Genomic DNA, 24,288 nt, shown 5'->3' on the forward strand with positions numbered 1-24,288 from the left:
GAACAATGACACGCAAGGAAAACAACGATGCAGAAAATATCCTTCAATCACGGCTGGGGTGTCCGCCGCCAAACCAGCCCCTTCCTCGAGATCATGGGCCAGGCCCAGGCGCCGGTTCCGGTCACGCTGCCCCACGACTGGCTAATTTCCCAGCCCCGCTCCGCCAACAACCAGCCGGGGGGCCTCACCGGATACTACGGCGAAGACGTCATCGAATACGTCAAGACCTTCCACGCGCCGGAGGGCTACCGGGAAGGGCGGGTCGAGATCCAGTTCGACGGCGTCTACCGTGGCGCGATGATTTACGTCAACGACACCTTCGTCGGCCAGCGTCCGTACGGATACATCCCCTTCTCGGTCCGGATTGACCCCTACCTGCGCGACGGCGACAACGAAATCCGAGTGGAGTGCCGCAACCACTTCGACGCCCGTTGGTACTCCGGCTTGGGAATTTACCGGGACACTCACCTTCTTGTCGGCCCGCCCCTGCACGTTGCACGGAACGGCGTCAAAATCCGCACCATCAGCGCCGATGCAGAAACAGCGGTCATCGGGGTCATCACCGAGCTCCAAAACGACTCCAAGGAACTGCACACCGTCAAGGTCGTCACCGAACTCGTGGACAAGTCCGGCGCGGTCGTCTCGGCCGAGTCGGCTTCCCTTGCGGTACGCCCGCTGGAGTCCGCGCGGCTGCGCCAGCAGTTCACTGTAGACGCTCCTGAGCGCTGGAGCGTCGACTCCCCGTCGCTATACACCTGCCGGACCCGCCTGGAACCCAGCAACAGCGCTGGCGAAACCGTTGAAACCAGCTTCGGCATCAGAACGCTGGAGTGGGACGTGCGGCACGGCATGCGCATCAACGGTGAAACAGTGAAACTACGCGGCGGCTGCATCCACCACGACAATGGCCTGATCGGCGCCGCCACCATCGCCCGCGCCGAGGAACGCCGCGTTGAACTCCTCAAAGAGGCCGGCTACAACGCCATCCGCTCCGCCCACAACCCCGTCAGCGCCGCAATGCTCGACGCCTGCGACAGGCTCGGCATGCTGGTCCTCGACGAGTTCACCGACGGCTGGACCTCCTCCGGACTCGGCTTCGGCTACGGCGTAGACATGAATGAATGGTGGCGCCGCGACCTCACCGAGATGCTGGAGCGGGACTACAACCACCCAAGCGTCATCATGTACTCCATCGGCAACGAGGTCTCCGATACCGGCAACACCTGGGGCGCCATCCACGGCCGGGACATGGTCGACTTCATCAAAACCCTTGATGACACCCGCCCCGTCACTAACGCCATCAACCCCATGATGACCGTTCTCCACGACCTCAAAGCCCAGGTCGGTCAGCAGGCCGACGACGCCGGCGGAGTCAACTCCTTTATGCGCGACTTCGGAGAATTGACAAAGGACCTGGTCGCATCCGACCTCGCCACAGAGCGGCTCGAAGAAGCGATGTCCCAGGTAGACATCCCAGGCTACAACTACGCCTACGGCCGCTACGAGCTGGACATGAAACAGCACCCCCAGCGGCTGCTGGTCGGCACAGAGGGCCTGCCCAACAAGCTCGATGAAGTATGGGACTACGTCAAACGCCACCCTCAGGTCATCGGGGAGTTCAGCTGGACGGCCTGGGAATACATCGGCGAAGCTGGCCTCGGGGCGGACAAGCCCGCCGAAGAAGGTTTCTTCGGGAACTACCCTTGGCGCCTGTCCATGACTGCCGACCACGGCGTCACCGGCCAGCGCCGTACGCTCTCCTACTGGCGTGAAGTGGTCTGGGGGTTGCGGACCACACCGTACATCGCAGTCCACCGACCCGACATCGCCGACAAGGAAAGCCTCAAAGCCTCCCTATACACCTGGAGTGACAGCGTCAGCAGCTGGGCGTGGGGCGGCTACGAAGGCACCCCGATGACCATCGAGGTGTACTCCGATGCCGAGGAAATTGAACTGCTCCTCAACGGTCAGAGCGTCGGCCGCGCCCCGGCCGGTAAAATCAACCGGTTCATGGCAGTTTTCCAGGTGGACTATCAGCCCGGCGAGCTCGTCGCTGTCGCCTATCGCAACGGCCAGGAGACAGCTCGCGAAATTCTGCGGTCCGCCACGGGCACTATCGGGCTGAAAGCAACACCGGACCGGACCGAAATCCGCGCCGACGAAAACGACCTCGCCTTCGTCACCATCAGTATCGCCGACGACGCCGGCATCATTGACGTTCTGGACAATGCGGCTGTGACGGTGACAGTCAGCGGCAACGGCGTCCTCCAGGGTCTTGGCAGTGCCGATCCAAAATCGGAAGAGGACTATGCGTCATCGGTCTGCACAACCTTCCTCGGCCAGGCGCTTGCCATCATCCGCCCGACCGGTCCGGGAGAGATCAGGGTCAGCATCGAGTCCGAGAAGTTCGTGGCGGTGGAAACAATCATTAAGGCCATCTAAGCGCTGCATCTGGCGGCACTGCCTTGACCAGGGATACGGGAAGAGGCAGCGCCGCTAGCGGTGACTTACAGGAAGATGCGGGACCCATCTGCCATGGACCCGCCACCCACCTGTTATGCCCAGGCGTTCCGCCCAAAGCCTTAAACCGAGGGGCCTGGGATCCGGTACTGTCGGATTCCAGGCCCCTAGCAATATTTAAGCTCTCTTTATTCGCTGCAGGGTTCTTTTCAGGCGCCCGCGGCGACAAGCTGGTCGTGCGTCTGGGGGTGGTGGCTTAAAAGCCCGCCATCGACAGAAATGATCTGCCCGGTGATGTAGGCAGCGGCGGGGGAGGCAAGGAACGTGACAACCTCCGCCAAGTGCTCCGGCGTGCCCAGATACGGGGTTAGGGTATGCCGGCCCAGAATCTCGAGTGCGTCGTCGGTAATTCCACCCTTGGCTGATGCGCTCAGCGTAAAGCCAGGGCACACGGCATTGCATCGGATTCCCTGCCGGCCGTACTGGGTTGCGGTGTAAATGGTGAGCGCATTGATTGCCGCTTTGCAGGCACCGTAGGCCACCCGCGTGATGTCACCGCCCAGGGCGGAGACGGAGGATGTGTTTACAATCGCCCCTCCTCCGTTCTGCAGCATGAGCTTCACGGCGTGCTGGGAGGCAAGGGCATAACCCCGGACATTGATGTTGAACATTGCATCCCACACGTCGATCTCCAGATCGATAAGGGTGGTGTCTTTCGCCAGGACGGCGGCGGCATTGTTGTGCAGGATATCGACGGTACCGTAGGCAGAAACCGCACGCTCAAACAAGGTCTTGATACTGTCCGGATCACTGAGGTCCAGACGATGTGCGATCGCTTCGCCTCCTGCTGCGCTAATCTCTTCCGCCAACGCCTGCGCAGCATCTTCTTCGAGGTCCGCGACAACCACCTTTGCCCCCCTCCCGGCCATCATGCGCGCGGTGGCTCCACCAATGCCTACCCCAAGCTGCCGCAACGTTGCACCTGTAACGACTGCGACTTTGCCTGCAAGGTCCAGACCGGTGGTTGCTGCTGTATTCATCCGAATCTCCTTTTGAAGTGGTTATGGACGCGGCGGATGTTCTGAGGAACCGCCGACGCCCGTTCGAGCCGTTCAGCCGATCAGTGCCTTAACCCGGTCCGCGACCATGTCAATGGTCCGGGTTGGGGAAAGACGTCCGAGGCGGTCAACGCCGCGGGCGTCGGCACCTATGAGGACACGGAACGATTCGGACGCGACCGCGTCGACGATCTGCCGTCCGGCATCCAGGGGTGACGTTGTTTTCGGTGGTTTCCCATTCGGCAGCGTCAGTTTTGAGGTGTCGAGGGTCACTCCTGAGTTCCCCAGAATGTCCGTTCCGACACCGCCGGGAAAGACGACGGTGACCTTGAGGTTGGTATCCCGCAGTTCCGCGTAGAGCGTCTCGGTGAATAGCTTCACGGCCGCCTTACTTGCCCCGTAGGCGCCTTGGCCCGGGGAGGGAACGAGTCCTCCCATGCTGGAGACGTCAACAAGACTGGCAGTCGGGCGTTCGAGCAACGTGGGGAGGAACGCCTTGACCATGTACACGGTGCCCCAGAAGTTGACGGACATGACCCGTTCAATTTCCTCGATCGATAGTTCCATGAGGGGAACAAACCGGTGGATGATCCCAGCTACGTTGATCAGGCCATCTATCTGGTTGTGCTCCTTGAGAAGTTCTTCAGGGAGTGTCTGCACGGCTGCGCGGTCCGTGATGTTCACGGTGTGCAACGACAGCGCACCGGCGGGTGCGCCGGCAAGGGAGGCAGTTTCCCTTAAGGCGGACTGATTGAGGTCCACAGCCGCGACGCGCGCTCCCCGTCGCAGCAGTTCGAGAACGACTTCGCGCCCGATGCCGTTGCCGCCACCGGTAACCGCGAAAACCTTGTTCTTTAATTCCATTGATAAAATCCCCTTTGAAGATTCCTGGGTATGTCTCTCCGGCCGGGTGGTTGCTTCTGAGTCGTGTAGCGCCCGGTCCCGAGAACGCTGCCAGGACGATTGTGCTGAAGCCTTCCGGAGCCTGGTCGCTGCTGGTTTGGTTGGGAGTTGCCGAGTTTGCGCTTACCTTTTCCGAAGCAGTGCGTGCAGCGCCAGGACAGGATGCATATATTTCCCGGGCTGGGGAAAATTTAGCCGCGCTGGCCTTGCAAGTCAACCCGGGTACAGCAAGCCGGCGGGATTCCGCGTAGCCCAGGGCGGCCGCCGGGGCCGCTGGGCATTGACGAAATCAGGCGGGTGCGTCTACAGTTTTTCCCGCATGGGAAAAACTTGCCGGCGATTCCCAGAGAGTAATTTCAAACTGCGGCGACGCAGAGCGACTGGGATGTGCCTGTAGCCAATGTGCCCGGTGATGGCTCCGCCTAGATGGACTGGCCCGCTGTGGGGAACTGGTTCGCAAGGCGGTGTGAAATGGCCGCCGGGTTCCCGCGGACTGTCGGGCAATACTGAAGCGCCTGCACCCTGCCTCTACTCACCCCCCAAAGGAGCGGACATGACGACAGAGTCGCCGAATTCATCGCAGGATCCGATCCGCGTCGGTGTGCTGGGAGCGGCCACCATCGTGAAGGAGGCACTCCTGCGCCCAAGTTCACGGGTCGACGGGATCCAGGTAACTGCCATAGCGGCGCGGGTCCCGGAACGTGCGGCCCATTACGCGGCCAAGCACCACATAGCCAGGGTGCATTCGTCATATGCGCAACTGTTGGATGATCCGAACATCGATGCCGTGTATATCCCTCTTCCCTCTGCTCTGCACGCTCAATGGATTGTAGAAGCCCTAAGCGCGGGAAAACATGTGCTCTGCGAAAAGCCGTTTACAAGCAACGCAACGGCGGCGGAGGAAGTGGCATCAGTTGCTGCGACGTCCTCCTTCGTCCTGATGGAGGCTTACCACTCGCATTACCACCCGCTGCGGAAAAGACTGCACGAGATTCTTGAATCGGGCGAGTTGGGGGAGATCTGGCGTGCAAATGCCTATGCCTGTGCCCCAATTCCGCCTGGAAGGGATATACGGTGGAACTTCGCTTTAGGCGGTGGCGGTCTGCTCGACCTCGGCTACTACCCGTTGAGGCTGCTTCGCGACTTGTTTGGCGAGGCCAGCGAGGTACAGGCCACTGCAAAGACGCGGGGAGCCATCGACGCCCGGCTGGAAGGGCAGCTGACCCATGTCGGGGGAGTCAAGTCGACGTTGATGTCCTCGCTCTGGTCCAGGACCCTGCTGGCCTCGCGTCTCGAAGTTCAAGGCTCCAAAGGCCGTATGCGTGTCGGCACACCCACTCACCCGCAATTGGGCGGAAAAATCCGCATAGAAGGTATTTGCGGCTCGCGCACGGAACGTCCGGACCGGCGTTCTACATACGACTACCAGTTGGAAGCCTTTAGAGATGCAATACGTGGCGGGGTGGTCCAGACGGGCGCCCGCGAAGCTGTTGCCCAGTTGCGGGCAATCGACGCCCTTTACGAGGCAGCGGGACTTCCTGTCAGACCATCCAGCCCTGTCAGAGCACTCAAGTAGCCACCATGGCCACCCGAAACACCCTTAGCCCACAGCAGGAGGCCACCGTCGACGCCGCAGCTGATCACAAGAGGCCTTGCGGCAGGGGACAGTTTGCAGACAAGACGATCATTGTCACTGGTGCTGCAGCGGGGACCGGGCAGGCAACGGCACTGCATATAGCCAGCCAGGGGGGTCGCGTCATAGCCGTGGATATCAATGAGGAACGTCTCGACTACCTGGTGGCACAAAATCCCGGCTTGGACCTGGTACCCGTTCCGGGCGATGTTGCCAGCATTGAAACCGTCGCGGTGGCCGTTGCTGCTGCTGGGCAGGTGGACGGGTTGGCGAACATCGCCGGTGCCGTCGATAACTTCGCCCCTATTCACGCCATCGACGATGAGCTGTGGGAACGAGTCTTTCAAGTGAACGTCACAGCTCCGATGCACCTCACCCGCGCAGTTCTGCCGATGATGTTTGCTGCTGGGCGCGGGTCCGTCGTTTACATCGCTTCCGAGCCGGGGTTGATTGAATCCTCGGCGGGGGCTGCCTACACCGCCTCGAAATATGCTGTGCTCGGGTTGACCAGAAACTCGGCCTTGGCTTTTGGCGGCCAGGGCTTGCGCTTCAACGCCGTATCCCCCAGTCCCTCCCTGCCGGACGCTTCTTTGCTGCGCTCACATGGCATCCTGAAAGGACTTCGTACACCAAGGATGCTGACTCCGTCGCTGCCTCCAACCGCTGTGCAGGTTGCCGAGCACATCAGCTTCCTACTCAGTGACGAAAGCTGTGAGATAAATGGAGCCCTTATTGGCACCGATGGCACCTGGAGAAAGATTTAGAGGAGGCGCTGGCGGTCGGAGACCACCGGCCCAGAACAAGGTAGGGCCTCAACGTAACAGGGGTAAGGGAACACTGCTTGCGCAGCTACAGGGCGAAAATAGTGCAGTTGAGCACGTGTTCCTCCCCGGGTAGAAGTCGGATTAGGTCCTTTCCGCTGTTGAAGGCATTCGGGGGGCAGCTCATTGGTTCTACAGCCAGACCCAACCGGGTGGACAGGGGTGGTGTACGGTCGGCCGTGTGCAGTTGAAGCCACGGGCAGCTGCGGTCCCAGGACATTCCCACCCCAACACCGGTAGGATCCCAGAGCGTCAGCCCGGCGCGGCCGGAATCGTCGAAGTGAAGTCCCGTAAATGCGTGGTCCATGACCGTCGAACCGATGGGCCGGGGATCGCCATAGTCGAAGGCATGGCCGTGCACGGCGCGCTCCCCGGTCGGTAGCAGCCGGTCTGCGGTGACGTCGAGGAACCGCTCAGCACCAAACTGCAGAATCCACTGGTCCAAGGGAGACGGTCCGGCGACCAGATATGGGTGGGGACATGCGCCGTATGGAGCCGCGGATGTACCCGTGTTTTTGGCGGTCAAGGCGATCTTAAGGCCCTCAGGTGTCAGCTGGTACTCGGCAGTCAACTGCAGGCTGAACGGATATCCCTTAGAGGCAGAAACAGTCGTGGCGAGAATCACCGCCATGTCCTCGTGGAGCACCGGCTTCCACGCCCTGTCGAACACCAGGCCGTGCAGGGCGTTGCCGCGGGCCTCCTCGTTACGCGGCAGTTCCAGGGCGGTGCCGTCAAAGGTGTAGCGCCCGTCCGCAATGCGGTTTGGCCAGGGCGATGCGATGATTCCCCTATAGTCCGGAGTTGGATGTCCCGTGCGGGAGGGAAGGACCAACTCCCTTCCGCTGAACCGCAGGTTCAGCAGCGTGGCTCCTGCTGCACTCACGGTGGCAGTGTAGCTGCCGGATCTGATCGCGTACTCGTTTACCGTTGCGTCCGACATATACATCAGGCGTCAACGCGTGCATAGCCGCGGTACCTGGAGAGCACCTGCGCAGTGTCTGCAACTGCGCTACGTTCGACAACCTTCAGTGGCCAGTCAGGAGAGCTCCCCGTTAGGGCTGCGGCAGCCTGGCGCGCCGCCCCGACGGCGACGTATTCGCCGGGCTGGGGGATGGTGATACCCATACCCAATAGCTGAACTGCAGCTTCCTGGAGGGCTGTCCACCAGTGATCGGGGTGGACCTCCGTGCCCTCAGGGTGGGGCGCCCGGCCTTGACGGACCAAGGCGCCGGTGGCGGAGTCGCGGATGACCACTTTGCACGACTGGGTGGAGCTGTCGATCCCGGCTACGAGAGGCATGCGTTTTGTTCCTTTGGCGAACCGGCACCGGGCCCTGCAAGCAGACCTTGCGGAGCCCGGTGTCGGGACTGTGGTGGGTGGGTGTGGCCTAGCGGGAGCCGAGCAAGTGCTCGATGGCCAGCTGGTTGAGTCGGACGAAGGCGAAGGAGCGCTCGGCGGCCTTGTCGGCGTCGAACGTTTCGAACGCGCTGGCGTCAGCGAGCAGGTCAGCGGTGCTCTCGCCGGCATTCAAGGTGGGCTCACCCAATTCGAAGACACCTGAGGCGGCAAGGGCTTCCTGGACTTCCGGATCTGCCCGGAAGGCCAGGGCGCGTTCCTTCAGCAGGAGGTACATGGACATGTTGGACTTGGCTGATTCCCAGACGCCGTCGTAGCCGTCCGTGCGGGATGGCTTGTAGTCGAAGTGCCGGGGGCCGTCGTACTTGGGTCCGCCGTTGGGGAAGCCGTTCTCCAGGAGGTCCACGGTGAAGAAGGCGCTGGTCAGGTCGCCGTGGCCGAAGACGAGGTCCTGGTCGTACTTGATGCCGCGCTGGCCGTTGAGGTCGATGTGGAAGAGCTTGCCCGCCCACAGTGCCTGGGCAATGCCGTGGGTGAAGTTCAGCCCGGCCATCTGTTCGTGGCCCGTCTCCGGGTTCAGGCCCACAATGTCGCCATGCTCCAGTTGGGCGATGAACGCCAGGCCGTGGCCGACGGTGGGGAGGAAGATGTCACCGCGCGGTTCGTTCGGCTTGGGTTCCAGCGCGATCCGGAGGCCGTAGCCCTTCTCCTTGATGTAGCCGGCCGCGGTGTCCACGCCTTCCTTCATGCGGTCCAGGGCCGCCGAGAGGTCCTTGGATCCGTCATATTCGCTGCCTTCGCGGCCGCCCCACATGACGAAGGTTTCCGCACCAAGCTCGGCGGCGAGGTCGATGTTGCGCAGGATCTTGCTCAGGGCGAAGCGGCGGATCGAGCGGTCGTTCGAGGTGAAGCCGCCGTCCTTGAAAACAGGGTGGCTGAACAGATTGGTGGTGACCATGGGCGTCTTCAGGCCGGTCTCAGCCAAAGCCGCCTTGAAGTTCTTGAGGATGAGGTCCCGTTCGGAGGCCGAGGCATCAAACGGAATCAGGTCGTTGTCGTGGAACGTGATGCCGTAGGCGCCAAGCTCACTGAGCTTGTGTACTGCCTCCACCGGGTCCAAGGCCGGGCGGGTCGCTACACCAAAGGGATCGGCGCCGGTCCAACCGACAGTCCAGAGTCCAAAGGTGAAGCGGTCCTGGGGTGTGGGGGAGGTAGTCATATTGCGTCCTTGGAGTAAAGGGGGCTGCTGCGGCAGCAAAATAGTTTATGACCTGAACTATATTGATGACCCGTGTTAGGGTCAATGTCAGTCCGGGCACGCGTGGAGGAGTCAACTGGCGATGACATCAATGGATGCTGGTATCCGGGGCGCTGGCCGGGCTGGACATATCGAGGCTGTACGGGTGGATCTCGGCGCGGGTGCTTGGCAGTATGGCTGAAACCTGACCTGCCAGTCGTCGCAGCCGCATTCAGATTCCCGCGCTGGCCGGGCTGGCAAAGGCCTCCATTTCAGGCCTTGCGCTCGGCCAAATCTCAAATGGCCTTATCGCTGAGGTGAGCTAAATCAACAGTCGCAGGGCCGGCCGAGAGTGGAGCTGGAGTTGAAACCCAACAAAGCCGTCCACGGCGCAGAAATTAACGTTGACTACCTCAAGTTAGTGTCGTCAGTCTGGCCGGGACCCTGTTCTTGCGTAAGGTCCGAGGACGCGAGAACCCGGGTCTGGCCCTCTGAAATGAGGCCAATGCCGCAGCCCCGGCCGAAAAGGGCCATCAATCCGACATCCATTCAATGTTCGTTTTAGGTGGGGTGGGTATCGGCGGCGGTCTCGTTATCTGCCGTGAATTTCTCAGCGCTGATCGCCACGCCGGCGGGGTGGGTCACGTAGGGATTGATTTTTCTGACTGCCTGGTGCGGTGGGAGGGGATCCCTGTAAAGGATGACCGGACGGGACGCCATCGCCCACGTCGCCAGCTCGCGTGACATGCAGCCCGATGCAGCCGCTCATTGACTTTGTCCGTACTACTGGGGTTACTGCTGAAGGGGTGAGGTGCGGGCCCTGTCGGTGGTTGAACGGCAGCTTCCTGTCATGGCTTGACCGGGGCATCCTCGGCGCGGGTCGCACTTGCACGTTGGTGATCCTAGGCGGGCACCTCGCCGTTCTTGATCCCTTGCTGAGAATTCATTTCGGGAACGTGCTGGTATCGGCATTGGGGAGTACAGGGGCTTTGTTGGGTTCGGCAGCCTGGCGCTTAGGTCAGCGTGGAGGTGCCGCATACCCTGCTGCGGTAATCTCCGGGCATTCTTTCGAGTGATGATCAAGACGGTGACGCCAGATTTTCTTGGCGCCACCGTCTTTAGAGCGATTCGGTCAGAAGCTAAGGCCGGGGTGCGTTAGCTGGTTCACCAAGGCTTTCGCAACTGCTGCATGGCCGGCTTCGTTCGGGTGCATCATGACGAAACCCTTGGAGAAGTCATACCCTGTGACCCACGGATCAGTTGAGCACGCATCGTGGCCCTGGCTGTCCTTGGATACGGCGACGAGTTCGGCTCCAGTCTGCTGCGCGGCGTGCTTCGTGGCAAGGCTCATTCCGCGGGCCACATTCAAAAGGAACTTCTGACGCTGTTGAGGAATGGGCACAGCAGGACAGGGCATCCCATTGTCGGGGAGAACGGACAGGTAATCCACAAGGACGACCCGCGCGCGTGGAGCCTTCTTCTGGACAGCGTCCACGGTCGCGGTCAGGGCATCCTGGATGCCAGCAAGGCGGGCTTGCACTACTGCATCCGTCACGGGAGTGCACAAACCGTACACCTTCAGCTGGTTGCTGATCACGCTCTGAGGATTTGCGGCGAGGTCGCCTAGGCAGGCTTCGGCCATCAAGTTGCCAACGTAGTTAACATCGTTGCCGCCAACGGTGATGGTCACCAGATCTGTGTCAGCGGTGACGGCGTTAATCTGCAGCTCGCCGGTTTGGCTGGAGCCGTTCCAGCTCCAGATCTGCTGGGGCGTAGCCGCGATATTTGGAATAGACGCACCTCCGCATGTCGCGTTAGTCAGGTTTAAGTGAAGCTGCTCAGCCACGAGATATGGATAGGCGATAGTGGTCCGTCCGCATCGCCCACCAGAATCCGCGGGATCCGCAGGTCCCAGGCTCCCGCCGGCCGCGTAGGAGCTGCCAAGCGCAACATAGCGGGCAGTCGGCTCAGGCGCAGGGAGGGGCGCGGCGTTGGCAGGCAGGGGTGCGCAGAAAGTGGTCAGGGCGGTGACGGCGCAGGCGGCGGCCACCTTGCGGACAGCACCGAGGCGTGCAGGCATAGATCTATCTCCTTGGGATTGCCGAGCTCCAGTCGCTACTTCGCGATCTTAATTGTTCCCGGGTGGGGAAAATTTAGCTCGCTGTTGGGGCATCGTCAAGGGCCTGGGGGGTAGGTAAGCATCAGCACTGGACCTGGCGGCGCTGAGAGGGCAGGAACTATCACCGCAGGAAGCGGGTGCACTTTTTATCACCTGGCTATTGCTTTTTTCCCGCAGCGGGAATATTGTTTTGCGAATGCTTCCGCGGGTAGATGTCCGCGGCGATCAACGAAGGAGTTGTACATGGGACCTGTGAATGCAGCCCAAGGAGCGGCCGGTGCTCCGTCTGTGGAGCCAGGGTCGGCGAAGGATGATTTGTCACCCGTCTATGAACCGAAAACGCGGCCTTACCGCCGCTATGTCAGCACGTACGCACTGGCAAGCGTAGCCTTTTCACTGCTGTGGGGTGCGGTGCTGACAGTCTTACTCCCGCTGCAGGTTCAAAACCTGGAGTTCGCCCGGATCTTCGGGCCCGACAGTGGTGTTGACCTGACCGCACTGAATAATTTGAGTGGCCAAGTTGCTTCCGGCGCCGTAACGCCGTCCGCAGAGCAGCAGCAGCAGCTGGATCTCCTGGCGCAGTTCAACTCTTCAAGGGCTGCCGGTCTGTCGTTGGTGACTTCGGTAGGTGTGGTCGTGGGCATGGTCTTGTCCCCGATCATCGGGACGCTTTCGGACCTGACCCGGACAAAGTGGGGCCGGCGCGCCCCCTATATCGCTGCCGGTGCTGTCGTAGGAGCTGCCGGCATCACGCTGATGCCGCTGGCGCCGAACCTGTTTCTCCTGGTGCTTGCCTGGTCTGTCATTCAAGTCGCCGGTAATGCCCAGGGTCCCCTCGTGGCCACGGTAGCGGACCGGGTGCCCAAAGAGCGGCTAGGGTCTGTATCCGCGGTCACGGGAGTGGTGGTGTACTTCGCGGCAATCCTCGGCGCGGTGGTGGCCGGAATGCTTTTTGCTGCCATCGGCCTTGCCAGCTACTACCCGTTCGCCGTGACGCTTCTGCTGCTCACCATCCCGCTGCTCTTCCTTGCCCGGGACCGGTCATCCAAGCACCTGCCCCGCGGAGGAATCCGGATTGGCACCATCTTTGCTTCGTTCGTCGTCGCCCTGCGCGACCGGGACTACCGGTGGGCCTGGATCTCGAAGGTCTTGCTCTGGACCGGGTTCGGCATCGGCACCACCTACAGCATTTACATGCTCCAGAGCTACATCACCCCAGCCCTCAGCGCGGCAGAAGCCGCACAGATGAGCCCCCTCCTGCAGGTGGTCGCACTACCGGCCACGATGCTCGGAATGGCCGTTTCCGGGAAGCTCTCCGACAAATTGCAACGTCGGAAGCCTTTCGTGATCGCAGCGGCCGTCATCATCGCACTGGGCTTCATCGTTCCCTGGATTTCGCCTTCTCTTCCTGCCATGTTCATACAGGCCGGACTGGGCGGACTCGGCCTTGGCGTGTTCCTCGTCGTTGACCAGGCCCTGTTCATCGACCTGCTCCCCGACCCCGAGGCAGCAGGCCGCGACCTCGGAATGTCCTCAGTCGGACAGAACCTCGGCAACGCCATCGCCCCGGTCATCGCCGGCACCGCAGTCGCCGTCGTCGGAGGCTCCTACGGCGTCGTCTGGCCAATCGCCTTCATCATCGTCATCATCTCTGGCCTCCTGGTCTTGCCAATCCGCCGCGCCCGCTAGAGACCACCCCTGCTCCGGCCGTCACCCCCAACATGACGGCCGGAGGCAGTCTCCCAAACAACCTAAACGTCACGTCCCCCGCCCACCGTAGAGCGCCCACCAGGGCCCCTTCGGATGAAGGCCCTGCCATCTCCCGTCATCACCAGAAGGACCCGCATCATGCCAGTCACTCAAACCAATAGCTTCAACGAAGCGGTCAACAGCATCCGCCAAGGAGCTGACCTGGAAATGGCAACAGAGCAGCTTCTCGGTCGGCTCACACGGGATGAGAAGCTGTGGCTGCTCGATGGTGACTCAGATTTTTGGGTCGGGATCGCAGAGATGAGCGCCGGCTACAACCTGAAACCCATCGTGATGGGCGAAATCAAACGTCTTGGCATTCCCGGTCTGCGTTTCAGTGATGGTCCCCGTGGAGTAGTGATGGGTGCCTCCACGGCGTTTCCCGTTTCTATGGCGCGCGGTGCTACATGGGATGTTGAGATGGAAGAGCGCATCGGCATCGCCATCGGCCGTGAACTGCGAGCTCAGGGAGGGAACTTTTTCGGTGGTGTATGCATCAATCTTCCAAGACATCCCGCGTGGGGCCGGGCACAGGAAACCTACGGCGAGGATCCGTATATCCTGGGCGAGTTTGGCGCAGCACTCGTCCGTGGCGTCCAACGCAACGCCATGGCCGTCGCTAAGCACTACGCCCTCAACTCCATGGAGAATGCACGCTTCAAAGTCGACGTGCTGGCCGACGAACGAACGCTCCACGAGGCGTTCCTCCCACACTTCCGCCGGGTCGTCGAGGAAGGTGTGGACGGCATCATGACGTCCTACAACTCCGTCAACGGCGAATGGGCCGGCCAGAACGAAACCCTCCTTGAGGGGACCCTCCGGAATGAATGGGAATTCGAAGGCGTCACGATCACCGACTTCGTGTCCGGATTCCGGGACGCCGGATTGTCGCTGCGCGCAGGGCTCGACGTTGAAGCGCCCATGCGTCAGCAGCGGGCCCAGCAATTACCCGCAGACCTTGAATCCGGCCGGGTGACTTGGGAGCACGTCGACCGGGCAGCAAAGCGGGTCCTGCGCACCCAGCTTCGACACTATGCCTCCGCCCGTGAGGAAGAGCCCGCAAAGGAAGTCATTTTCTGCAGCGAGCACCGGAACCTGGCAAGGGAAGCAGCGGCCACGTCCATGGTCCTGCTGAAAAACGATGCAGTTGAAGGGGCCGCGGTGTTGCCCCTCAATCCAGAGAAGACGAATTCGGTCGCGCTGATCGGCAGGCTGGCCAATCTACCCAACACCGGCGACCACGGATCATCATCTGTCCGCTCCCCGGAGGTAGTTACTGCATTCGAAGGACTCCGGAACAACGTTCCAGAAGCACAGCTCTTCACGTCATTCGAAGACGACCCCCAAGCGGCCGCCGCGACAGCGAAAAGGGCGGAGGTGGCAATCGTCATCGTCGGCTACACCGCAGAAGACGAAGGCGAATACATCGGCGGGGATAGCATGCTGGACCCGGACATTCTTGCCCTGTTCCCTCCCTTCCCTGAAGGCATGGACCCGAGCAACCTCATGGGAGCCGCAGGCGCCATGGGCAGCACCGTTGGCGGCGACCGGGCAAGCCTGCGGCTAAGGCCCGTGGATGAGGAAATCATCAGGGCAACCGCGGCTGCCAACCCAAAAACCGTGGTCGTTGTCGTCACCGCAGGAGCCGTCATCACAGAATCCTGGCGTGACGCCGTCCCGGCGATGCTCGTGGGATGGTACTCAGGATCCGAGGGGGGGAATGCCCTCGCAGATGTCCTCTACGGGAAAGTCGATGCAAGGGGGCGGCTTCCCTACTCCATCCCAACAACGGAGGAGCACTTGCCCTATTTCGACCGGGATGCCACCAGTATCACATACGACCGCTGGTTCGGGCAGCGCCTCTTGGACCGCGATGGCTACAACCCTGCTTTCCCACTTGGATACGGGCTCTCCTACACCACCTTCGACATCAGCGACCTGACCCTCACGCAGATCGCCGGGGAGAGCCTGAAGGTGACAACACAGATCACCAACACAGGAGAACGCGCAGGCCGTCACGTCGTACAGCTCTATGGGTCGATCGAGGCAGAAGAGTTTCCCCGGCGTGTTTTGTTGGGTTTCAAGCCCGTGAACCTGGCGCCAGGGGAGACAAAGACGATGGAGGTGACCGGTTCTCTTCGCCCACTGCAACGCCGCAGCGACGGGCGGTTCGAGTGGGCTGCCACGGAGGCGGTCCTGGAAGCGGGCGCCTACTCCGGTGATCCAAAAGCGTCGGTTACAAGCCTTCGCCTGCCTTAGACCCGGGATGGGCCGCCGGGGGTGCACTCAAGATAGGCGCGTACGAAGCCCATATCCCTCCGCTCGACTCGTCCCCGTCGACGCAGTACAAGCACGGAACCGTAATAACCAGGTGCGCATAACCGGATGCGAGATCTACTGGTGCTTTTTTCCCCGATCGGGAATAATGTTTTTGGGCGCTTCGATCTACGACCCGGTTCCGCGGGTGAGACATCGAACAAGCGGCAAATAGGGATAGGGACCCTCCTTGAGATTGGAGTGTCTCGCACCATTGTTAGCGCTAACCAAATCCAACCCGCATCCCTCTGGCATGCCTAGGCTGCCCCCACATGTCGAGAAACTATCTGGCCTGAGCCAGCAAGAGAAGGATTACTGTGAATTTTTCCGGTACGTCGTTTGCAGTCGATGCCATTCGTTCCGGACGCGCTCGTCTGGGGATTGAACTAGGCTCAACTCGCATAAAGGCTTGCCTCATAGGGGATGATCCCCGGCACGTGCTCGCCTTGGGGAGCTTCAGCTGGGAAAGCAGCTTCCAAAACGGGGTGTGGACCTACTCGCTGACCGACGTCTGGACTGGAATCCAGAAAGCCTATGCAGATCTCGTTGCGAACTGCGAAGAGCGCTATGGGGTGCAACCGCGCATTCTTCAAGCGATTGGTGTTTCCGCCATGATGCACGGCTATCTGGTCTTCGATTGCGATGAACAACAACTCGTGCCATTCAGGACCTGGCGGAACACCACTACGGGCTCGGCAGCTGCCGAGCTTACAGAGGTATTCGACCTCAACATCCCCCTCCGCTGGTCGATCGCCCACCTGCACCAGGCGCTGAGGGACGGTGAAAACCATGTTCCACGCATTGATTTCATGACCACCCTTGCCGGTTATGTTCATTGGCGTCTCACGGGAAGGAAAGTAACCGGAATCGGTGATGCTTCTGGCATGTTCCCGATCGATTCGGCCAGTCATACCTACGACTCGGACCTTTTGGCCCGTTACAACGCACTTGTAGCTGATGCCGTTCCCGCGCTCGACCTCAGGCAGGTGCTCCCCGAAGTGTTGGTGGCTGGTGAGCGCGCCGGCACCCTGACGGGGCCTGGCGCTGCGTTGCTTGACCCCTCAGGTGGCCTGCAGCCCGGGGCGGTTTTCTGCCCGCCAGAAGGTGATGCCGGTACTGGAATGGTTGCCACATGCTCTGTAGCCCCCCGGACGGGCAATGTCAGTGTGGGCACGAGCATCTTCGCCATGGTTGTCCTTGAAAGGCCGTTGGCGCAGGTCCGTCACGAGCTCGATCTCGTAACGACTCCGGCGGGCGTTCCCGTTGCAATGGTTCACTGCAATAACGGCGCAAGTGAACTTGCAGCCTGGGTACAGGTCTTCGCCCAATTCGCGCTTAAATCAGGCTGCACTATCGACCAGGACTCCGTGTTCACCGCCCTCCTTCAAGAAGCGCTGGAAGGCGACCCGGATGCAGGCGGATTAATCGCGTACAACTATGTTGCCGGTGAACCTCTTGCTGGTGTGCGCGACGGTCGCCCACTCTTTGTACGAGCACCTGACAGTACGTTCACTCTTGCAAACTTTATGCGCTCCCAGCTGTACGGCGTGTTCGCAACCCTTATGCTCGGGATGCGCGTCCTTGCCGCCCAAGGGGTAGTCGTCGATCGGATGTTCGCGCACGGCGGCATGTTCCGAACCGCTGGAATTGCTCAACGCTTTCTAGCTGGTGCCCTAAACGCACCCGTTTCCGTCGCAGAGTCCGCTTCCGAGGGGGGCGCCTGGGGCATCGCCGTGCTTGCGGCCTTCGCCACCCACTCCTCGAAAGACCTCAATGAATTTTTGCGAGACCACGCTTTCGGTGGCGCCGCCTTCGAAACAACTAACCCTGACCCTTCCGACGCAATGGGGTTCTCGGCTTTCTTGGACCGATATGCCGATGGACTCGCCGTGCAACGCACGGCCGTTGAGTCAATCCCTCTAAAAGGAAAGCACCTGTGAGCTCGAACACAACCTATCAGCCATTCAGTCAAGTGTCTTACGAGATAAAGGAGGCCATTACTGGAGTTCGAACCGACGTCGCCGAACTCCATGCGGAACTCGTGCGTTACAACCTGGTGGTGTGGACTGGAGGCAATGTCTCCGGCCGGGTTCCGGGAACTGATTTCTTTGTGATCAAACCCAGCGGTGTCCTCTACGACGAACTGACCGCAGACAATATGATTCTTTGCACCCTCGATGGCCGGGTCGTCCCTGACTCACCCGGTTCAGAAAGGGCACCTTCAAGCGATACTGCTGCGCACGCTTACGTTTACCGCCACATGCCTGAGGTCGGGGGAGTGGTACACACTCACTCCCCGTATGCCGTGGCCTGGGCGGCGCACGGTGAACCCATACCCTGCGTAACAACAGCGATGGCAGACGAGTTCGGCGGCGAGATTCCTATCGGCCCGTTCGCAATCATCGGCGACGACTCCATTGGGCGCGGAATCGTCAATACCCTCAAGGGCCACCGCTCCCGTGCCGTACTGATGAAGAACCACGGCCCCTTTACCATCGGCAAGGATGCCAAGGACGCTGTCAAGGCAGCTGTCATGGTTGAAGACGTAGCCCGGTCCGTCCTGTTCTCTCGACAGTTAGGAGAACCGCACCTTATCGCCCCCGCAGCGGTTGATGCCCTGTTTAGCCGCTACCAGAACGTCTACGGGCAAGAACCCAAGGGGGCACTGAGTTGAAAAAGCCCGTTATCCAAGATCTTGACGGCTCATCAACGCTGCCGCCGGTGTCCGAGCACGACACACTGGCTTGGTGACTCATGGGAAGGACCACTGAAAGGCGGGCACCAAGGCTGAAGGACGTGGCGGCCTTAGCCGGCGTTTCACATCAAACGGTTTCCAGAGTCATCAACGATCACCCGAACGTCCGCACGGAGACAAGAGAAATCGTCAGGGCGGCGATCTCCCAGCTGGGGTATCGGCCCAACACAGCTGCCAGGAGCTTGGTCACCCGCCGTTCGCGAAGGATCGGCGTACTCGCAAGTGAATTGTCCCAGTACGGTCCAGCCAACACGCTGATGGGCATCGAACAGGCAGCCAAGGAAGCTGGCTATTCCGTGAGCGTCGCTGCGCTGCGCGAAGTAAGCAGGACGAGGATTTGGGAAGCCATGAACCATTTATTCGACCAACCAGTTGACGGCATAGCCGTGGTCGTACCCCATGAGGACGCGTTTTTAGCGTTGAACGATATGAAGCTGGCCGTGCCTGTCGTAACCGTCGGATCCCCAGCCAACAAGAACTTCAGCGGGACACTAGTTGACCAGCGCCAGGGCGCACGTCTCGCAGTCCAACATCTTCTCCAGCAAGGCCACCGCTCAATAGCTCACCTTTCAGGCCCTCCCGGATGGTCAGATAGTTCCGAACGTCGGGAAGGCTGGCGAGAAGCCTTACGCGACGCCGTCCTCCCCGATGAACATATGTTCACAGGTGACTGGGGCGCCGCCAGCGGATACACCATCGGCAACGAAATCGCGCGGGACCAGCGGATATCAGCTGTGTTCGTCGCCAACGACCAAATGGCCTTGGGAGTCCTGAGGGCCTTTGCTGAAGCAGGGATACGGGTACCGGAAGACGTCAGCGTTGTCGGCTTCGACGATCAGCCGGAGAGTGCCTACTTCACCCCGCCTCTGACAACGGTGCGACAGAATTTCGAAGAGCTGGGCCGCAAATCCGTTGACTCAATACTTCAAGAACTCGATTCTGGAATGCCGGCGCGCACAACGGTTATCACCCCAGCCGTTCAAATTCGCGCAAGTACGGCACATCACCACGCCGGCACCCCCACGTATCGTACCCACACGCCCCAGACTGTCGACAGTCTGGACAAGCCCCTAAAGATCCGGAGCACTGCGGATCGGAACTTGGGTTAGTCATCGCTCACCGGCCGCCGCTACTTGGGCCACTATCCATTATCAAATTTCAATTGGAGAACCTCATGAGTACCGCAATATCCAGTTCCCACCACGGTTACGAGGTCTGGTTCCTCACCGGTAGCCAGCACCTCTACGGCGAGGACGTCCTCAAGCAGGTCGCAGCGCAGTCGCAGGAGATTGCCAACGCCCTGAACGCCAGCAGCGACGTCCCGGTCAAGCTCGTCTGGAAGCCGGTCCTCACCGATTCCGACGCCATCCGCCGCACGGCGTTGGAAGCGAACTCGGATGATTCCGTGATTGGTGTGACGGCGTGGATGCACACGTTCAGCCCGGCCAAGATGTGGATCCAAGGCCTGGACGCGCTCCGCAAGCCGCTGCTGCACCTGCACACCCAAGCCAACCGCGACCTTCCGTGGGCTGACATCGACTTTGACTTCATGAACCTGAACCAGGCAGCCCACGGCGACCGCGAGTTCGGGTACATCCAGTCGCGCCTGGGCGTGCCGCGGAAGACCGTCGTCGGGCATGTCAGCAACCCCGAGGTCGCCCGTCAGGTGGGCGCCTGGCAGCGCGCCTCGGCCGGCTGGGCCGCCGTCCGGACCCTGAAGCTGACCCGTTTCGGCGACAACATGCGCAACGTCGCGGTCACTGAAGGCGACAAGACCGAAGCCGAGCTGCGCTTCGGCGTCTCGGTGAACACCTGGTCCGTGAACGAACTCGCCGAGGCAGTCCACGGCGCCGCAGAGTCCGACGTCGACGCTCTGGTTGCCGAGTACGAGCGCCTCTACGAAGTGGCTGATGAGCTGAAGGCCGGCGCCGCCCGCCACGAGTCGCTGCGGTACAGCGCCAAGATCGAACTGGGGCTTCGCAGCTTCCTCGAAGCCAACGGTTCAGCAGCGTTCACCACCTCCTTCGAGGACCTGGGCGAGCTGCGCCAGCTCCCCGGCATGGCTGTCCAGCGCCTCATGGCCGATGGTTACGGCTTCGGCGCCGAGGGTGACTGGAAGACCGCAATCCTGGTCCGCGCCGCCAAGGTGATGGGTGGGGACCTGCCCGGCGGCGCGTCGCTCATGGAGGACTACACGTACCACCTTGAGCCCGGCAGCGAAAAGATCCTGGGTGCGCACATGCTGGAGGTCTGCCCTTCACTGACCGCCAAAAAGCCGCGCGTGGAGATCCACCCGCTGGGCATCGGCGGCAAGGAAGACCCCGTCCGCATGGTGTTCGACACGGACGCCGGCCCCGGCATCGTCGTCGCCCTGTCCGACATGCGCGATCGGTTCCGCCTGGTCGCTAACGTCGTGGACGTCGTGGACCTTGACCAGCCGCTGCCTAACCTGCCGGTGGCCCGCGCCCTGTGGGAACCGAAGCCCGACTTCGCCACCTCAGCCGCCGCGTGGCTCACCGCCGGTGCCGCGCACCACACGGTATTGTCCACCCAGGTGGGCCTGGACGTGTTCGAGGACTTCGCCGAAATCGCCAAGACCGAACTCCTGACCATCGATGAGGGCACCACCATCAAACAGTTCAAGAAGGAACTCAACTGGAACGCCGCGTACTACAAGCTGGCCGGCGGAATCTGACGAATGTTTGAGCCCGCCGGACTCACGGTTATCCAGAGACGTACGACCCGCAGGTCGACTACCCGGATTTTGTATTCGTGCTGCCCGTGCTGCTATCGCCGACCCACGAGCGGGGAGGCATGCCTTGGGCATGCCTCCCCGGCGGTTCCGGCAACGGTGAACAAATCGCAGCCAACAAAAGTGAGGGGCATCCGTGCGGCACTTGTGCGGAACCATTCGACGGCTGTCTCGCCAGGAAATAAAAAGACGCCAACGTCATCGGCTCGGGAGCAGGGCACCGCTCCGCGCAAGAAACGTTCGACCTCATGGAGACCTTTTTTCAAACGTCTTTCCAGTCCCAATGACAGGCCCGTTCGACGTATCACCAAGGTCGTCCACTTCGAGAACACCGGCACCGTTATGGGGTAGAAGTGTGCGGAACGCCGTGCCTGGCAGTGCAGGTCTTGCCCGACGGCGCAGGCCCGCCTCCAGCGCATCTCGGGACTAGGATCTCGTGCCTAAGGCCACTAAGACTGCTTCGACTGCTTAATCAGTTCACCCACCATATCGAGGGATTATGAAACGCACATCGTTCAATACTGGCTGGCTCGTTTCCGGCATTGCCGGATCAAAGGAGTCCACAGCTGTAACACTTCCGCACGACGCGATGCTGTACGAGAGACGCGACCCGGCGACCGCCAACGGCTACCACACAGGCTTCTACCCGGGTGGTGTGTACAGGTACAGCAATACGTTTTTCGCACCCAAAGCATGGCACGGGCAACACGTCGTCATGGAGTTTGAAGGTGTCTACATGCGCTCCGAGGTATACCTCAACGGCGTGCTCATCGGTGGCCGCCCCTCGGGCTACGCAGAGTTCCGGGTCACACTTGATGACAACCTGAAGTACGGGGAAGAGAACCTCCTTGAGGTAGTAGCCAACAACCCTTCCGGCCCCAATTCGCGCTGGTACTCCGGAAGCGGGATCTATCGTCCAGTCAGTCTCCTTGTTGGTCCCCCGTTGCACATTGATCCGGCTGGCGTCCGCCTCAGGACGGTTGGTCTCAATGGCACGACGGCTAAGCTGAATGCCCGCGCAACCGTCGTCAATGATGACACCGGGCCGCGAACTTCCGTATTGAGACTAAGACTCACAGGCCCGGACGGACAGGAGCATTCGGTATCTTCCCGAGAGCTTGTGGTTCAAGCGGGAACATGCGCCGTCCACGATGTCGACTTTGTCCTCGACGGTGCACACCTGTGGTCACCGGACCAACCCCACCTTTACGATGTCTACGCTGAGCTCTCCAACGGCGACAGTGTTCTGGACGCGGTTGGGGATACATTTGGCATCCGGCTTGTGACGGTTGACGCAGAACGCGGGCTGCAGATCAACGGCATAACGACAAAATTGCGCGGTGGATGTATACACCACGACAACGGTGTCATCGGGGCCCACACATTGGATGCTGCCGAAGAGCGGCGTATTCGCATCCTGCGAGACGCCGGATATAACGCAATCCGAAGTGCTCACAACGCGGTATCACGGGCTACTCTCCGAGCGTGCGACAAACTGGGCATGCTCGTGATGGATGAACTCGGTGATGAATGGTGGAGGCCCAAGTCCCGAGACGGTTTCTCGCAGCACTTTCTTGAGTGGTGGCAGCGTGACCTGGACGCGTTGATAGACAAGGACTATAACCATCCCTCAGTCATCATGTACTCGATCGGCAATGAAATTGGGGAGGTCTCCACGGACCAGGGAAAGGCGCTCGGCTACCAAATCGCTGCCCATGCCCGAGCGGCGGATCCGGGCCGCTATGTCACCAATGGAGTGAACGTCTTCCTCAGCTTTATCGCCCCGAAGGATGAGCCCAAAGCGGAACTCAAAAAAACTGAGAGTGATAAGAAGGGCGATAACCCCGAAAAGACAATCGCTTTGCTCAACTTTCTGATGGGTGCCTTCGAGAAGCTCACTCCGCTGTTACTCAGACTCCCACAGGCCGAGAAGCGGACGAAAGACGCACAGTTCGCCCTTGACGTCGCTGGATACAATTATGGCCACGACCGGTGGGCCCGGGATAGCAAGCGATATCCCGATCGAGTCATTGTCGGTACGGAGACCTTTCCCACCACAACCCCAGCGTTGTGGCGTCTGATCAACTCGATGCCTAACGTGATCGGCGAATTCGTGTGGACAGCCTGGGACTACATAGGGGAGGCGGGCATTGCCACCCAACAGTATGACAGTCCCCGGAGATTGTTCCAGCCGTACCCGGCACTCTTGGCCGGTGCGCCTATTATCGATATAACCGGTTACCGGCAACCATGGTCGTACTATAACCAGATCGTGTGGGGCCTCAGAAAAGGCCCGCTGATGGCAGTGCGTCCCCTAAACCATTCGGGTAAGAAGCGCGCGAAAAACAATTGGCGCCCGACCGACGCTCTACGCAGCTGGAGCTGGAGTGGGTATGAAGGAGTCGAAGCCGAAGTGGAGGTATTTGCTGACGCCTACCGCGTTGAGCTGCATTTGAACGATAAATTCATTGCTTCCAAAAAAATCCGTGAAAAGAACCTCTTTCGCGTGGCCTTCCTCCTCCCCTATACGCCTGGGAAGCTCACAGCAACTACATACGACAAAGCTGGCAATGTTACCGGCTCCGACATGCTGACTTCCGCTGGGCCTGAAACACTCCTGCGAGTACAGGCTGAAACGAGCGAGGCGACAGCAAGTGGCTCAGACCTGATCTACGTCAACGTAGAGCTCACCGACAACAATGGCGTGCTCAAACCACTCGCCGACAGGCCGGTGACAGTCAGGGTAGAGGGAGAGGGCATGCTGCTGGGCTTTGGAAGCGCCAACCCCACGACCACCGAAGAGCTGAGCTCGACAACCCACAGTACCTACCAAGGACGGGCCCAAGCGGTTATTCGCACCACAGCACGTCCGGGAGAGATCACTCTAACAGCCACCGCAGAAGGCTTGACCCAAACAACGGTCAAGATGACCACCAGTGATAAACCTGCCAATAAATCAACGGAGCTTTTACGTGGATCGGGAGGCCCGGATCGCACAAACCCGCAGCCGATATGAAGATGCCTGAGCTCCTTGAAATATAATGCTGCTAATGAATAGAGTGCATTGCTTATTGAACGGTGAAGACATCACGGCCGGACAATTCAACAGCATGAACGACGAAAAGCGGG

Annotated in this window: 17 protein-coding genes and 1 pseudogene; 11 read left to right on the plus strand and 7 right to left on the minus strand. The window is 60.6% G+C overall.

Annotated features, from left to right (window positions below; translation table 11 throughout):
* The first annotated feature begins 27 nt into the window (after positions 1 to 27).
* Complete coding sequence (locus QRM57_RS20650; RefSeq protein WP_284988081.1) at positions 28 to 2,442, plus strand: glycoside hydrolase family 2 TIM barrel-domain containing protein; 2,415 nt, start codon at positions 28 to 30, stop codon at positions 2,440 to 2,442.
* A gap of 227 nt (positions 2,443 to 2,669) precedes the next feature.
* Here the strand turns inward: QRM57_RS20650 and QRM57_RS20655 are convergent, their stop codons facing one another.
* Together QRM57_RS20655 and QRM57_RS20660 are read right to left on the minus strand one after the other, a co-directional pair.
* A complete protein-coding gene (locus QRM57_RS20655; protein ID WP_284988082.1) occupies positions 2,670 to 3,500 on the minus strand; it encodes an SDR family NAD(P)-dependent oxidoreductase in 831 nt (276 codons plus the stop codon).
* A 72-nt stretch (positions 3,501 to 3,572) separates the two neighbouring features.
* The gene (locus QRM57_RS20660; protein ID WP_284988083.1) at positions 3,573 to 4,382 is read right to left on the minus strand and encodes an SDR family NAD(P)-dependent oxidoreductase; all 810 of its coding nucleotides are present in this window, start codon (positions 4,380 to 4,382) and stop codon (positions 3,573 to 3,575) included.
* 592 nt (positions 4,383 to 4,974) lie between these two features.
* Here QRM57_RS20660 and QRM57_RS20665 point away from each other — a divergent pair.
* Both QRM57_RS20665 and QRM57_RS20670 read left to right on the plus strand, forming a co-directional pair.
* A complete protein-coding gene (locus QRM57_RS20665; RefSeq protein ID WP_284988085.1) occupies positions 4,975 to 5,997 on the plus strand; it encodes a Gfo/Idh/MocA family protein in 1,023 nt (340 codons plus the stop codon).
* Positions 5,998 to 6,107: 110 nt separating this feature from the next.
* On the plus strand, positions 6,108 to 6,818 hold the full coding sequence (locus QRM57_RS20670) for an SDR family NAD(P)-dependent oxidoreductase (protein ID WP_502868674.1): 711 nt from the start codon (positions 6,108 to 6,110) through the stop codon (positions 6,816 to 6,818).
* An 85-nt stretch (positions 6,819 to 6,903) separates the two neighbouring features.
* On the opposite strand, the gene QRM57_RS20675 is transcribed toward QRM57_RS20670, so the two are convergent.
* From QRM57_RS20675 to QRM57_RS20695, 5 genes and pseudogenes are all read right to left on the minus strand, one after another.
* The gene (locus QRM57_RS20675; protein WP_416405522.1) at positions 6,904 to 7,815 is read right to left on the minus strand and encodes an aldose 1-epimerase family protein; all 912 of its coding nucleotides are present in this window, start codon (positions 7,813 to 7,815) and stop codon (positions 6,904 to 6,906) included.
* Positions 7,816 to 7,997: 182 nt separating this feature from the next.
* Positions 7,998 to 8,174, minus strand: a pseudogene (locus QRM57_RS20680) (xylulose kinase); the annotation flags it as partial.
* A gap of 88 nt (positions 8,175 to 8,262) precedes the next feature.
* Positions 8,263 to 9,450, minus strand: coding sequence for a xylose isomerase (xylA, locus tag QRM57_RS20685; RefSeq protein ID WP_284988088.1), 1,188 nt, complete (start codon positions 9,448 to 9,450; stop codon positions 8,263 to 8,265).
* Positions 9,451 to 10,029: 579 nt separating this feature from the next.
* Positions 10,030 to 10,215 carry a hypothetical protein gene (locus QRM57_RS20690; protein ID WP_284988089.1) on the minus strand — a complete coding sequence of 62 codons (186 nt, stop codon included), beginning with the start codon at positions 10,213 to 10,215 and terminating at the stop codon, positions 10,030 to 10,032.
* A gap of 385 nt (positions 10,216 to 10,600) precedes the next feature.
* Positions 10,601 to 11,548: an SGNH/GDSL hydrolase family protein gene (locus tag QRM57_RS20695; protein WP_284988090.1), complete on the minus strand. Its 948-nt coding sequence runs from the start codon at positions 11,546 to 11,548 to the stop codon at positions 10,601 to 10,603.
* A gap of 282 nt (positions 11,549 to 11,830) precedes the next feature.
* Between QRM57_RS20695 and QRM57_RS20700 the strand changes: the two genes are divergently transcribed.
* From QRM57_RS20700 to QRM57_RS20730, 8 genes are all read left to right on the plus strand, one after another.
* A complete protein-coding gene (locus QRM57_RS20700; protein WP_284988091.1) occupies positions 11,831 to 13,276 on the plus strand; it encodes an MFS transporter in 1,446 nt (481 codons plus the stop codon).
* Between the two features lie 159 nt (positions 13,277 to 13,435).
* Positions 13,436 to 15,595, plus strand: coding sequence for a beta-glucosidase family protein (locus QRM57_RS20705; protein WP_284988092.1), 2,160 nt, complete (start codon positions 13,436 to 13,438; stop codon positions 15,593 to 15,595).
* Positions 15,596 to 15,969: 374 nt separating this feature from the next.
* On the plus strand, positions 15,970 to 17,592 hold the full coding sequence (locus QRM57_RS20710) for a xylulokinase (protein ID WP_284988093.1): 1,623 nt from the start codon (positions 15,970 to 15,972) through the stop codon (positions 17,590 to 17,592).
* 44 nt (positions 17,593 to 17,636) lie between these two features.
* On the plus strand, positions 17,637 to 18,326 hold the full coding sequence (locus tag QRM57_RS20715) for an L-ribulose-5-phosphate 4-epimerase (RefSeq protein WP_416405524.1): 690 nt from the start codon (positions 17,637 to 17,639) through the stop codon (positions 18,324 to 18,326).
* Between the two features lie 80 nt (positions 18,327 to 18,406).
* Positions 18,407 to 19,516, plus strand: coding sequence for a LacI family DNA-binding transcriptional regulator (locus QRM57_RS20720; protein WP_284988096.1), 1,110 nt, complete (start codon positions 18,407 to 18,409; stop codon positions 19,514 to 19,516).
* 65 nt (positions 19,517 to 19,581) lie between these two features.
* Positions 19,582 to 21,102, plus strand: coding sequence for an L-arabinose isomerase (araA, locus tag QRM57_RS20725; RefSeq protein ID WP_284988097.1), 1,521 nt, complete (start codon positions 19,582 to 19,584; stop codon positions 21,100 to 21,102).
* An 86-nt stretch (positions 21,103 to 21,188) separates the two neighbouring features.
* Positions 21,189 to 21,344, plus strand: a complete 156-nt coding sequence (locus QRM57_RS21005) for a hypothetical protein (RefSeq protein ID WP_350309864.1) — start codon at positions 21,189 to 21,191, stop codon at positions 21,342 to 21,344.
* A gap of 314 nt (positions 21,345 to 21,658) precedes the next feature.
* Positions 21,659 to 24,175, plus strand: a complete 2,517-nt coding sequence (locus tag QRM57_RS20730) for a glycoside hydrolase family 2 TIM barrel-domain containing protein (RefSeq protein WP_284988098.1) — start codon at positions 21,659 to 21,661, stop codon at positions 24,173 to 24,175.
* The last annotated feature ends 113 nt before the right edge of the window (positions 24,176 to 24,288 follow it).

It is taken from the genome of Arthrobacter sp. fls2-241-R2A-172, assembly GCF_030208885.1.
Classification (GTDB): Bacteria; Actinomycetota; Actinomycetes; order Actinomycetales; family Micrococcaceae; genus Arthrobacter.

What these genes read in the sequence shown, in the direction of transcription:
- QRM57_RS20650 (WP_284988081.1), top strand. Translation starts at nt 28, where the DNA reads ATGCAGAAAATATCCTTCAATCACGGCTGGGGTGTCCGCCGCCAAACC.
- QRM57_RS20655 (WP_284988082.1), bottom strand. Translation starts at nt 3,500, where the DNA reads ATGAATACAGCAGCAACCACCGGTCTGGACCTTGCAGGCAAAGTCGCA.
- QRM57_RS20660 (WP_284988083.1), bottom strand. Translation starts at nt 4,382, where the DNA reads ATGGAATTAAAGAACAAGGTTTTCGCGGTTACCGGTGGCGGCAACGGC.
- QRM57_RS20665 (WP_284988085.1), top strand. Translation starts at nt 4,975, where the DNA reads ATGACGACAGAGTCGCCGAATTCATCGCAGGATCCGATCCGCGTCGGT.
- QRM57_RS20675 (WP_416405522.1), bottom strand. Translation starts at nt 7,815, where the DNA reads ATGTCGGACGCAACGGTAAACGAGTACGCGATCAGATCCGGCAGCTAC.
- xylA (WP_284988088.1), bottom strand. Translation starts at nt 9,450, where the DNA reads ATGACTACCTCCCCCACACCCCAGGACCGCTTCACCTTTGGACTCTGG.
- QRM57_RS20690 (WP_284988089.1), bottom strand. Translation starts at nt 10,215, where the DNA reads ATGTCACGCGAGCTGGCGACGTGGGCGATGGCGTCCCGTCCGGTCATC.
- QRM57_RS20695 (WP_284988090.1), bottom strand. Translation starts at nt 11,548, where the DNA reads ATGCCTGCACGCCTCGGTGCTGTCCGCAAGGTGGCCGCCGCCTGCGCC.
- QRM57_RS20700 (WP_284988091.1), top strand. Translation starts at nt 11,831, where the DNA reads ATGGGACCTGTGAATGCAGCCCAAGGAGCGGCCGGTGCTCCGTCTGTG.
- QRM57_RS20705 (WP_284988092.1), top strand. Translation starts at nt 13,436, where the DNA reads ATGCCAGTCACTCAAACCAATAGCTTCAACGAAGCGGTCAACAGCATC.
- QRM57_RS20720 (WP_284988096.1), top strand. Translation starts at nt 18,407, where the DNA reads ATGGGAAGGACCACTGAAAGGCGGGCACCAAGGCTGAAGGACGTGGCG.
- araA (WP_284988097.1), top strand. Translation starts at nt 19,582, where the DNA reads ATGAGTACCGCAATATCCAGTTCCCACCACGGTTACGAGGTCTGGTTC.
- QRM57_RS20730 (WP_284988098.1), top strand. Translation starts at nt 21,659, where the DNA reads ATGAAACGCACATCGTTCAATACTGGCTGGCTCGTTTCCGGCATTGCC.